Raw genomic sequence first — 13,116 nt, forward strand, 5'->3', positions numbered from 1 at the left:
GCTACAAAAAATAACAGTTTGAACCAAAAAAATAAACATCTGCACAAAAGCTTTTCCTGTTTAAACCTGTCATTTGTACAGTAAACCAATTGCTTTTTCCTTTCGTGAACTGATGTGTGCAGCTGCCGGGATTTTATGCAGCAATTAAATCTGCACGCCTGATAACGCCGCCGCATGCATCCTTACAATGTGGAAAAAGCCTGTTTTAAACCAATTAAAAAATCAAATATGCAAAACTCTACTTTTCAATTTTGGAGAAGATTATGCCTGCTGGTGTTTGCGCTGGCTATGCTGTCAGTCTCCGGTGTTTATGCCCAGCAAACGGTAACCGGTACGGTTACCTCAAAGGAAGACGGCACAACATTGCCCGGTATCTCTGTTGGTATCAAAGGAACATCACTGGGAACGGCTACCGACGCTGCCGGAAAATTCAGTATTAAAGCAGCCAGTGGTACAGTACTGTTATTCCGTGGTTTGGGTTATGACGCCAAGGAAGTAACCGTAAGCGGCAGTACTTTAAATGTAACCTTAGATACTAAACAGAACGGCCTTAATGAGGTGGTGGTTATCGGCTATGGTACAACTACCCGCCAAAATATTACTACGGCTGTAACCAAGGTCGATCCTAAAAAGATCCCGCAGGCGGCCAATAACTCTATCCCTCAATTGCTGTTCGGCCGGGCTTCAGGCTTACAGGTATCGCAGGGAAGTTCACAGCCGGGAGGTAATATTAACCTGTCTATCCGTGGCCGCGGTAACCCGCTGTATGTGGTTGATGGGGTAATATTTCCGGGCGATGGACTTGAGCCGGGCAACGGTACCATTGCAGGCGAAACCAATGGCGTAAGCCGTGGCGGCCTTGCCGGTTTAAATCCGGATGATGTGGAATCTATAGAGGTACTGAAAGATGCCAGCGCCGCCATTTACGGTGTAAATGCCGCGAATGGTGTTATCCTCATCACCACCAAAAAAGGTAAAGCAGGCAGGCTGAACATTACCTACAGCGGCAGCTATTCGTTCGAAAAAAACTATCCTTACCTGCAGCCCTTAAAAGCTAACCAGTACGAAACGTTATACAACCAGCTTATTGTTGATCAATACCTGGCAGGCAAACAACAGCAGCCGTACGGCCCCAACCCGCAATCGGGCTTGCCAACACCAAAATACAGTGCCGCCGATATTGCAGCAGCAGGTAATGGTACCGACTGGCTTGGCCAGATCTTCCGCACAGGTGCAATTAACAACCACCAGGTAAACATCAACGGCGGCGGTGAAAAAGCTACTTACTATTTTTCGGGTGGATATTATAATGAAGATGGTACTTTAAAAGGAGCTGGGCTCAATAAATATACAGGCCGCGCTAACCTGTCATTTACCCCGGCTAAGTTTTTGACCCTGAATGCAAACTTCACAGGCAATACCAACAGCTATTTAAACTCGTCATCGGGCGGGCAAACAGGTGGTTCAGGTACACAGGGTTTTGGGATCATCCAGGCTGCTTTGGGTTACCCGGCAAACGTAGCGGTACGTGATGCAAGCGGCAATTATACCCGTTATGGCGTTATAGCCAACCCGGTATCATTACTGGATGTGCAGGATAATACCAGCTACCATTCATTGAACGCAAATTTATCTGCCGACCTGAAAGTGATTCCGGGCGTATTGGCCAGCCACCTGTTGTTTGGCGATAATTATGAGGCGGCCAACCGTACCTTTTTTGTGCCGAGCACGGTTTTCTACTTTTCGCAAAACCTGTCGCGGGCATCCATGAACTACAACAACCGCGAAAATCAGACTTTAGAGGCTACTGTAACTTTCAAAAAAGATATCGCTAAATTTTTAAATATAGACGCGGTTGCGGGCGCAGGTCAATATAAAAATACTTACAACGCCTTCGGCAGCCAGGGTGCAGGCGGTGCCGATGTAATCGGTGCAACCAACCTATCTGCCGAAACAGCCAATATCGGTATCACTTCGGTAAAAACGGCCAGTAAAACACGCTCATATTTTGCGCGGAGCTCGTTCAATTTTTTAGATAAATACCTGCTTACCCTGTCATACCGTTATGATGGTTATAGCCTGTTTTTCCCTAATACCAAATACGCTTCGTTCCCTTCGGCTTCTGTTGGCTGGAAAATCAGCAACGAGGATTTCATGAAGAATATAAACTTTGTAAGCCTGCTTAAACTTCGTGCAAGTGCAGGTACTACAGGCAGCACCATTGGTGCGGCAGGTTACGGCGGTTACGCTCCTGATGGCAATACCATCTTCTTTACCAATGGCGCCGTAAACTATGCTACTATAGCCCGTTATGCCATTGATCACCCCGAATTAACCTGGCAAAAAACCGAGAACAAGAATATCGGTTTGGATTTCGGTTTATTTAAAGACCGTGTAACCGGTTCGGTTGATGTGTTTAAAGATGATATCACCAACCTGCTGCGCACAACCGGGCCAACTGCGCCGCTTTCCTATCTGTCGACCCAACCGGTTAACGGCGGGCACCAGTACAGGCAGGGTTATGATATTTCGTTAAATACACAAAATTTAAGATTACATGATTTCACCTGGAACTCGGCCATCAACGTATCACACTATACCTACAAATGGAAAAGCCGTTTTGTGTATGATAACCTGCTTGCCTACCAGGGCGTAACTTACCAGGCTATTAATGATCCGGTAAATGAGATCTACTACTTTAAAACAAAAGGCCTCTTACAGCCTGGTCAAACCGTACCGGCATCACAGCCAACTGCGGGCGGCGCTAATCTGCCTGGCTCGCCAATTTATGTTGATGCCAATGGCGACGGCAAATTAACCGGTGCCGATATCTACAAACTAAACCCAGACCCGAAGATCAGTATTGGTTTTGGTAATGATTTCCATTACAAACAATTCGATTTGAGTATTTTCTTTTACGGCCAGTTTGGCGGTAAAGGAACCAACTATAACAATGCCTGGGGCGATCCTAACAGTATTGTGTCAAGCACACAAAGCGGAACCATACAGGCGCTTAATGTTTGGACATCGGTTAACCAAAGCGGTACAAGGCCTGGGGTAAACTACATTGAAAGCGCTACAGGCCTGCCGCAGGGTTCGGACATAAACCTGGTAAGTACCAATTTTGTGCGCTGCCGTAACCTTACGCTGGGATATACCTTTAGCTCGCCATGGCTAAACAAGTTCACCAAATCGGTAAGGGTGTTTGCCGATGCTCAAAACCTGTTCATCATCACCAAATATAAAGGCGTTGACCCGGAAGTGAGCTATGCCAGTGTTAAAGGCGGCTACGCTCCGTACCCAATGTTCAGGACATTCTCATTTGGCTTAAGGGCCGGTTTTTAATCTTAAAACAGCAATCAACATGAAAAAAATTATAACCATATGCTTAATGGCTGCTGCTGTAACGGTAAGCAGTTGTAAAAAAGGGTTGGAGCCGCAAATTTACGGTTCGTTATCAACCACCAACTTCCCTAAAACCGAGGCCGATTTTGTGAATTACGTTACCGAGGTTTATAAGCCTTTCCAGTCAAAATGGGGATATAATGATCCGGCAGGTTATCAGAACGATTGGTTTAGCCCGGAGTACGGCGATATCATGATGTTTGATTACCCCACCGATCAGTTGAACATCTGGACAGGATGGGGCGGTATTTTTACCCAGTTCAGCACCGCAAGCTTTACTTTCCTGGCTAACCAGGGTACAGGTAATAACCATTTTGAAAAGATCAGGTTTGTGACCCGCATCACCCAGATCATTGACGATATCAATAAATCAAGCATCAACGATGCGGCTAAAAAGGAACTGACTGCTGAAGCCCGCATGTCGCGCGGATGGAATATGTATTACCTGCTGCAATTGTACGGCCCGGTACCGGTGATCCTGGATGCATCAAAGATCAACACCGCAGCCGAAACCGATTTAACCCGCCCAACCCGCGAAGCATTTTTAGCATCAATAGTGGGCGACCTTACTTACGCGGCGGCAAATCTGCCTAAAGCTCCTTCAGATTACGGCAGGTTTAACCAGGCTATAGCGCTTACCGTGCTGATGCGTACCTATATGAACGAAAAGGATTTTGTTAATGCCGAGAAAACAGGCAGGCAGATCATGACGCTCGGCTACTCATTGGTAACCGATTATGCCAGCCTGTTTATGGAAGCTACCGAAAGGAATAACGAAACCATGTGGGCCATATCATGCCTGCCCGATCAGGATGGTAACGAAAACCACGCCAGCTTTAATCCCTGGGTGTTTTATACCTATCCAAAAGATTATCCGGGTAACCGTGTAAAAGATTCATTTGCCGGTGGCGACGCACCTGTTTCAACAACATGGGCTTTTTATCATTCATTTGATGCAGCCGATAAACGCAGGGATTTGCTTGTTGCCAGTTATACCAACAAAAGCGGGGTGGTGCGTAACGAGGCTAACGGCTTATCGGGTCCGGTAATAGCTAAATACCCGGATTTGGGCGGCGCTTCGCTGAATGCTTACCAGGGTAATGATATCCCTAAAGCACGTTTGGGCGATGTAATGTTACAGCTTGCCGAAGCCATTAACCAAAACAGCGGCCCTACTGCCGAAGCGGTATCTTTGGTTAACCAGGTGCGTTTGGCACATGGCGGTGCTGCTTTGGGCAATGTGCCTTCATCGGCCACAGCCACCAAACAGGCTTTTGATACCTGGCTGTTAAAAGAAGAAGGCTGGGAAACTTATTTTGAGGGCGAACGCAAGATGGACCTGGTAAGGCACGGCCAGTGGCAAAGCGCCTTAACATCGGTAGGTAAAACTGCGGGGCCATACCTGTTCCCGGTACCAACCTATGAAATTACGGCCAGTAAAGGCAAATTAACCCAAACACCCGGTTATTAATTGATTGCTATGAATATCAGGAATATTGTATTGCTGGGAATGATACTGCTAACGGCAGTGGCAGGATGTAAAAAGGATGGCGGCTCAACCGGCACAAAAAAGCCTGATACGGGCGATACTACTAAAACCACCACATCGGCCCTGATTAAGGGGGCCGATGTGAGCTGGCTTACCCAAATGGAAGCATCGGGCTATAAATTTTATAATGGCGATGGTACTCAGCAGGATTTAATCCAGATACTAAAGGATAAAGGTATGAATGCCATCAGGCTCCGTGCCTGGGTTAACCCAACCGATGGCTGGTGCAATACCGACGATGTGGTTGCTAAAGCCCTGCGCGCGCAAAAACTGGGCATGAAGATCATGATCGATTTTCATTACAGTGATAGCTGGGCCGACCCGGGTAAGCAGCCTAAGCCTGCTGCATGGCAAAGCCTCAGTTTTACCGATTTGAAAGCGGCGCTAAGCACCTATACCATAAGCGTAATGAACGCCCTGAAAGCAAAAGGCATTACGCCCGACTGGGCACAGGTTGGCAATGAAACCAACGATGGCATGCTTTGGGAAGATGGCCGGGCCTCAAAGAACATGGCCAATTTCGCGGCTCTGGTAAGCACCGGTTATGACGCGGTAAAATCGGTAAGCAGCACTACAAAAGTTATTGTACACCTGGCCAATGGTTATGACAACAGCCTGTTCCGCTGGCTGTTTGATGGCTTAAAGGTTAATGGGGCAAAATGGGATATTATTGGCATGTCCTTATATCCGTCTACTACTAACTGGCAAACTTATAATGCACAATGCCTGGCTAACATGAATGATATGTTTGCCCGGTATGGTTCCCCGGTAATGATAGTTGAAGTGGGAATGCCTGCCGCCGAAACAACAACCTGCAAAGCCTTTTTAACAGATCTGTTAAGCAAGGTTGGCACGGTGAATGGCGGGCAGGGTTTGGGAGTTTTTTATTGGGAACCGGAGGCCTATAACTGGCAAAGTTATGGCCTTGGGGCGTTTGACACATCGGGCAAGCCAACCGTGGCGCTTGATGCATTTAAATAGTTCATGCCATTCAGCACGAAACCAATTTTTTACAAATACCAATAAATCAATCAAATTATGAGAAAAATCATCACGCTGTCATCAGCTGTCATGCTTTGCCTAAGCATGAGCTGCACCAAAGAAGTTGCCAACAAGCAAGTCGCTGCACAAAGCACGGCTACCGGCAAGTTAAAAACCGAAGCCACTTCTACATTTGCCTATGGCTCTGATGTGAGCTGGGTAACGCAAATGGAAGCATCGGGCAAAAAGTTTTACAACAGCAGCGGTACTCAGCAGGACTTGTTTACCGTTTTAGGAGGTAAAGGTATCAATGCCATTCGTTTAAGGGTATGGGTAAATCCTTCATCAACCTATAATTCCACTGCCGACGTAGTAGCTAAAGCCAAAAGGGCTGCAGCCGCAGGTATGAGCATCCTTATCGACTTTCATTACAGCGATACCTGGGCCGATCCGGGAAACCAAACGAAACCTGTTGCATGGGCCAGTCTTGATTTCAACACACTCATGACCACCATGTACAATTACACTTACAATACCTTAAATACCCTCAAATCAAACGGGATAACCCCAACATGGGTACAAGTTGGTAATGAAACCAGCGATGGTATGTTATGGCAGGATGGCCGCGCCTCGGTGTCGGCAACAAACTTTAAAAACTTTGCCTGGTTGGTAAACTGTGGATACAATGCTACTAAGGCAATCTATCCATCGGCAAAAGTTATTGTGCATGTGGCTAATGGTTTTAATAATACCACCACCCGCTGGATCTTTGACGGCCTTAAAGCCAATGGTGCCAGCTGGGATGTTTGCGGGTTTTCGGTATATCCGTCAACCAGCAGCTGGTCGACAACTAACACTCAGGTATTGGCCAACATGCAGGATATGGTAACCCGTTATGGCAAGCAGGTAATGATCTGCGAGGCCGGTATGGATGTATCGGCAGCAACAACCAGTAAAGCCTTTTTAACCGATCTGATAGCCAAAACAAAATCGGTATCGGGCGGTCTTGGTGTATTTTACTGGGAGCCGGAAGCTTATGCCAGCTGGCAGGGCTACACCATGGGCGCATTCGATAGCAGCGGGAAACCAACCGTTGCCATGGATGCATTTGTGCATTAAAATTTAATTGGTTGGGTGTAGTGGGAATGAAGCGTTTTTAAATCCCCTCTTGAGAGGGGGCGCGAAGGGAAAGAGTGATGGCAGGGGTGTGTTTATGCGACAAGCTTATCAAAGCAGAAACACACCCCTCCGCCCCTCTCAAGAGGGGAATCGCACAAGCCCGCCCTTTTTGAATTAGCCAGGAAAGCATTGAAAAAGCTTCAATACACCCAACCAACTATACTATGTAATTTTGATTATTAACACAAATTATATGAAAACGAAGATCAGTACACGCAAACTGGTATTAATAGCAATGGGCCTGGTAAGTATGGGGGCATTATCGGCTTATAAATATTCGCCGGCCAAAAATGTTCCGGTTAAGTTTAAGCAGATCATGGGGGCCGATATTTCCTTTATCCCCCAGCTGGAAGCCGAGGGACGCAAGTTTTATGATAACGGCGTAAGCAAAGATCCTTTCACTATTTTGAAGGATCATGGCTTTAACTATGTAAGGCTCCGCATCTTCAATAATCCTAAGGCCGATAGCGGTTATTCGGCAAAAGGTTATTGCGGTTTAGAGGATACCAAAAAGATGGCTTTACGGATTAAGGAAGCCGGTATGGGCCTTCTGCTTGATTTTCATTACAGCGATACCTGGGCCGATCCCGGTAAGCAATATAAACCTGCTGCCTGGAAAAAGCTTAACAACCAGCAATTGCAGGATTCTATCAAAGCATTTACGCGGCTTACGCTGCTGGCCCTTAAAAAGCAGGGCACCCTGCCCGATATGGTGCAGGTAGGTAACGAAATTAACCACGGCATTTTATGGCCCGATGGAAGGGTTAAAAACCTGGATACCCTGGCCGGTTTTTTGAAAGCAGGTATTAGCGGTGTAAGAGGGGTGAGCGGTAACATCAGGATAATGCTGCACATTGCCTGCGGCGGACAAAATGCCGAATCCATTTATTTTGTTGATAATATGCTTAAACGCGGGGTGAATTTCGACATCATTGGCGAATCATACTATCCCGAATGGCATGGAACTCCCGATAGTTTAAAAAATAACGTCACCAGCCTCACTGCCCGCTACAAACAGGATGTGATGGTTGCCGAATATTCACAACACAAACGCGAGGTAAATGATATAGCCTTTTCATTACCCGGTAACAAAGTTAAAGGCACTTTTATTTGGGAGCCCTTTAGCTGGGGCGAAACCTTTGTTGATAAACAGGGCAATACCAATGCGCACATGGCTACCTATGATAGCATCAAGAAACAATACCACATTAGCCAGTAAGCTCCACTAAATGAAGAAAATTATTCTGTTGGCCCTTGCCGCTGCCTGCACGGTTGCAGCCGTAAAAGCGCAAAGCAAAGGCGATAAAAAAATAGCTGTTACACTTTTCAATAATAACTGGCAGTTTGTAAAAAATGCAGATACCAGTATCAATGATCAATTTTTTAGCCACGCAGGCGCTTCATCATGGCAGCAGGTGAGCCTGCCGCATACTGCCAATATTGAGCCGGTTATTAAAACCGCCCAGCAATGGCAGGGCATTTGTTTTTACCGTAAGTTTTTTACGCTGGATAAAAAAGATGAAGGTAAATATATCGCCATCCGTATAGATGCAGCTATGAACCTGGCCGATGTTTATTTGAATGGAAAACATCTGCAAACACATACCGGTGGTTATTTGCCTGTTTATATCGATATCAGCAATAAGGCGTTGTATGGTAAAGAAAACTGCCTGCTCATCAGGCTGAATAACCAGGACAACCCGGTGATTCCGCCGGGAAAGCCTATTAAAGATCTGGATTTTAACTTTTACAGTGGCATTTACCGTAATGCCTGGCTTATTAAAAAAAATAAGGTTTATATAACCGATGCCGTTAATGCCGGGCAGGTGAATGGTGGCGGGGTAATGCTACACTATGATAATATTTCAACAGAAAATGCCTGTTTAAGCATTAAGGTGCAGGTACAAAATGATCATGCCTTAAAGCAGGCTGTTAAAGTAAGAGCTACACTTTATGATGCTTCCGGGAAATCTGTCGGAGCGCTTAGTTTGCCTGTAACTGTTATCAAGCCAAACAGCAGTAATACCTTTGAGCAAAGCATCAATATAGTAAAACCAGCACTCTGGTCGCCTGCGCATCCGAAGCTATATAAAGTAGTTATCGGGGTTGAAAGCAATGGTGTTCTGCTCGATTCGGTATCGGTAAAAACGGGCATCAGGCAAATCAGCTTTAAGGCTGATGGCTTTTACCTTAATGGCAGCAAATATGTATTGCGCGGTACTAACCGCCACCAGGAATATCCTTATATAGGTTATGCCATGAGCGATAATGCCCAATACCGCGATGCTTATAAAATAAAACAGGCTGGTTTTGATTTTGTGCGCTGTTCGCATTATCCGCCGTCGCCTGCGTTTTTAAATGCCTGCGATGAACTGGGTATTTTTGTGATGGATTCAACACCCGGCTGGCAGTTTTTTGGCGATGAAACTTTTCAAAAGAACAGTCTGCAAGCTATTACTGATATGCTGCACCGCGACAGGAACCATCCGTCCATCATTTTGTGGGAGGCCTCGCTTAATGAAACAGACATGAAGCAGGATTATATGGAAAAGGCGCATGCCATAGTTCATCAGGAACTGCCTTATGCCGATACCTACACCTGCGGCTGGATGAACGCAGTTTATGATGTGTTTATCCCCGCCCGCCAGCATGCCAAAGCGCCCGATTACTGGAAAAAATTTAACCAGAAACCTATCCTGATTGCCGAATATGGCGACTGGGAATATTACGCCCAAAACGCAGGCTTTAACCAAACACAGTATAAAGACCTTACCGACGAGGAAAAAACATCGCGCCAGCTGCGCGGAGATGGCGAAAAGCGGATGCTGCAACAGGCCGTAAACTTCCAGGAATCACATAACGATAACCTTAACGGGAACATTACCGGCGATGCCAACTGGCTTATGTTCGATTATAAACGTGGTTATGCGCCTGATATTGAATCATCGGGGATTATGGATATTTTCAGGCTGCCCAAGTTTGCCTATTATTTTTACCAAAGCCAAAGGGACGCTGCCGAAATTAAACCGGTATTGTTTATCGCCAATTACTGGAATAACCCGGCAGTTAAAAATCTAAAGCTCTACAGCAATTGCGATGAGGTGGAACTGTTTCTGAACGGCAAACTGATAGGCAAACAGAAACCAGATACAGGCAGCATGAATAACAATCTTAAGCATGCACCATTTACCTTTAATATAGCTTATGAGCCAGGTACATTAACTGCTAAAGGTTACATCAATGAAAAATTGGCAATTACTACTGAATCTAAAACACCCGAAAAACCCTCACAGATTAAATTAACGGTTGATTACAGTGGTAAGCCGCTTGTTGCGGGCAAAAATGATGTGGTGTTTGTTTACGCCTCGGTAACCGACGAGAATGGTACTGTGATTCCTACTGCAACCAATTTGATCAAACTAAATGTAAGCGGTGGAGGGGTATTAGTTGGTGATAAAGAAGTAAAAGCGGAAGCCGGGATCGCAGCTTTTTTGATAAAAGCAGGCACGAAACCCGGTAAAATCTCTCTTTCTGCTTCGGGGGATGCTTTGAAAACTGCAAAACAGGAAGTGGTGATTAAATAACAATACAGAAGCTGTTTAAAATGAAGATTATTTATTCATTACCGTTGACTTTAGTCAACGGTAAGAGAGGGTAGTATTGCGGGCTTTAGCCCAATTATACAAGCGTATTTTGGCTAAAGCCCTTTGTTTTTTATTCATTACTCCGTTGACTAAAGTCAATGGCAATGATTTTATAGATATGGGGAGCAGATATCATCAGCTCCCCTTTTTTATTGCGAATGTCACTGCCTATAATCAGCAGAGGTATTAATCGCTTACAGGTATCCGGCTGCCTGTAAACTGAACAATTCGGCATAGCGCCCGTTGTTGGCCATGAGTTGCTCATGTGTGCCCGACTCCAGGATAGTGCCTTTTTCCAACACAATGATCCGGTTTGCAAGTCTTGCAGTTGAAAAGCGGTGAGAAATAAGCACAGCCGATTTTCCCTCGGTTAACGACGAAAAACGCTGGAACACCTCGTATTCGGCACGGGCATCAAGTGCTGCTGTTGGCTCGTCAAGGATAAGCACCTGCGCCTCCTTCATATAAGCCCTTGCCAGCGCTACTTTTTGCCATTCCCCGCCTGATAGCTCTACACCTTCGTTAAACCGCCTGCCCAGCCATTGCTCATAGCCAAGCGGAAGCTTAGCAGCCAGTGTATCTGCCAGGCTTTCATGGGCCGCCTTACGGATCAGTTCAATATTACCCAGTTCATCAATATTGCCAACCGCAATGTTTTGCGAAAAGCTCATCTGGTAACGGATATAATCCTGGAAAATAATGCCCAGGTTTAACCGGAGGTCGGCAATGTCATAATCCCTCAAATCGGCACCGTCAAGCAGGATGCGCCCTTCTGTAGGGTCGTATAAACGGGCCAGCAATTTTACAAGCGTAGTTTTGCCTGCACCGTTCTCGCCAACCAGCGCAATCTTTTCGCCGGGGTGCAGGGTAAAGTTCAGGTGCCTGTTGGCCCATGATTCGGCATTGTGATATTTAAAGCCCACATCCTCAAATTTGAAGCCCTGCTTTATAGGTTTAGGAAATGGTAAAGGAGATTTGGCAACGGTGATCTTTGGCTTGATCTCAAAAAACTCATGGAAATCATTTAGATAAATGGCTCCCTGGGATACCGACGTAAAACGGTTCAGCGAATTTTCCATCAAACTGCTAAGCTGCCGGAACGAACCGGCAATAAAGGTAAGCGTACCCACCGAAGATTTGCCTGTAACCGTTTGATAAATGATAAAACCATAAGCGGCATAATAACCAGCACTGCCTAAAATGGAAAAGAAGGTGCCCCAGGCCGAGCGCCGCACAGCAAGCTTGCTGTTATCGGCATAAAATTTATCTGATAGCGTTTTAAAACGGTTAATGATAAAATCCGACAGGCCAAAAATTTTGACCTCTTTGGCTGTTTCATCACTCGCGCCGAGGTAGCGTACATAATCCAGTTCTCTTCTTTCGGGCGTTTGGCTCCTGGTTAGCGCATAATTCTGGCTGTTGAAATAGCTTTCACCCATAAATGAGGGGATGATGGCGATGAGCAGCAGCAGGATTAACCATGGGTTTAAAGTTAGCAAGCCGGTAAGCAGAAATGCCATGGAGATAAAGTCCTGTATCTGGCTCATTACCTGCGATAAAAGTACTGTACGCCCGACAGTTTGCTGTCTTGCCCGTTCCAGTTTATCATAAAATACCGAATCTTCAAACTGCTCCAGGTCAAGCGTAGCTGCATGGCGCATGATACGCATCGATGTATAGTTTGAAAAAAGATCACCCAGCAGGCTATCCATCAGGCTGATCATCCGGTTTAAGCCATCGGTAGCTACAGCCAGTAAAAATTCGATGATAACCAGCTTCCATAATTCGTGTTGGCTCCCTCCGTGGCGGTTAAGCAATACCACCTGGTCAATGATCAGCTTGCCTACGTACAACAAAGCAACCGGCATTGCCGAGCGGACAATACGTAACAGAAAGCTCATTGTCGTTTTCCCCGGGCTGCTTTGCCATACCAGCCCGAAAAACTCCGGGAGGTTGCTTAATGCAGACAGGCGCTCTCTGAACGAGATCTTTTGCTCCAATTTGATATTTCTTGTTTTAGCCATCTGCCGGTTTTGATAAATGCGATTTTAAACAAAAAAATGCTGATTAATATTGGAGTGCAGGTTCTTAGCTCATTTATGATCATTTACTGACTGAAAAGAAATTATGGCGAAAGAGAATAATGCTTTGTCTGTATTGACACTATCAAACAGAAAGTGGTAGGAATCACTTTTAATACAGGAGGCACCTACAGAGCCAGCTTTGTTGTTAAATTTATCTACAAACATGTTACTCCTACGGGGTTGTGGTTACAGGTTTTCTTAAACTCCGTAGGAGTAACATGTTTGTAGCAGGAAACATACCTTAAAGAATTACTTCAGCGGAGCCCCCTATAAA

The 13,116-nt window shown here is 45.7% G+C and carries 7 protein-coding genes; 6 read left to right on the forward strand and 1 reads right to left on the reverse strand.

Translation table 11 applies throughout. The features are described from left to right. Window positions 1-228 precede the first annotated feature (228 nt). The 6 genes from ACFFGT_RS24090 to ACFFGT_RS24115 all read left to right on the forward strand — a co-directional run bounded on the left by ACFFGT_RS24090 (window position 229) and on the right by ACFFGT_RS24115 (window position 10,698). The gene (locus ACFFGT_RS24090) at window positions 229-3,345 is read left to right on the forward strand and encodes a SusC/RagA family TonB-linked outer membrane protein (protein ID WP_377025070.1); all 3,117 of its coding nucleotides are present in this window, start codon (window positions 229-231) and stop codon (window positions 3,343-3,345) included. A gap of 19 nt (window positions 3,346-3,364) precedes the next feature. Beyond that, a complete protein-coding gene (locus tag ACFFGT_RS24095; RefSeq protein ID WP_377025071.1) occupies window positions 3,365-4,876 on the forward strand; it encodes a RagB/SusD family nutrient uptake outer membrane protein in 1,512 nt (503 codons plus the stop codon). Window positions 4,877-4,885: 9 nt separating this feature from the next. Then, entirely contained in the window at window positions 4,886-5,935 is a 1,050-nt protein-coding gene (locus ACFFGT_RS24100) for a glycoside hydrolase family 53 protein (RefSeq protein WP_377025072.1), read from the forward strand. A 57-nt stretch (window positions 5,936-5,992) separates the two neighbouring features. Further along, a complete protein-coding gene (locus ACFFGT_RS24105) occupies window positions 5,993-7,054 on the forward strand; it encodes a glycoside hydrolase family 53 protein (protein WP_377025073.1) in 1,062 nt (353 codons plus the stop codon). 253 nt (window positions 7,055-7,307) lie between these two features. After that, window positions 7,308-8,333 carry a glycoside hydrolase family 53 protein gene (locus ACFFGT_RS24110; protein ID WP_377025074.1) on the forward strand — a complete coding sequence of 342 codons (1,026 nt, stop codon included), beginning with the start codon at window positions 7,308-7,310 and terminating at the stop codon, window positions 8,331-8,333. A 10-nt stretch (window positions 8,334-8,343) separates the two neighbouring features. Continuing rightward, window positions 8,344-10,698 (forward strand): glycoside hydrolase family 2 protein, encoded by a 2,355-nt coding sequence (locus tag ACFFGT_RS24115; RefSeq protein ID WP_377025075.1) that lies wholly within the window; start codon window positions 8,344-8,346, stop codon window positions 10,696-10,698. A 254-nt stretch (window positions 10,699-10,952) separates the two neighbouring features. On the opposite strand, the gene ACFFGT_RS24120 is transcribed toward ACFFGT_RS24115, so the two are convergent. Beyond that, window positions 10,953-12,782, reverse strand: coding sequence for an ABC transporter ATP-binding protein (locus tag ACFFGT_RS24120; protein WP_377025076.1), 1,830 nt, complete (start codon window positions 12,780-12,782; stop codon window positions 10,953-10,955). Window positions 12,783-13,116: the final 334 nt, after the last annotated feature.

This window comes from Mucilaginibacter angelicae, from assembly GCF_042434235.1.
Lineage (GTDB): Bacteria > Bacteroidota > Bacteroidia > Sphingobacteriales > Sphingobacteriaceae > Mucilaginibacter > Mucilaginibacter angelicae.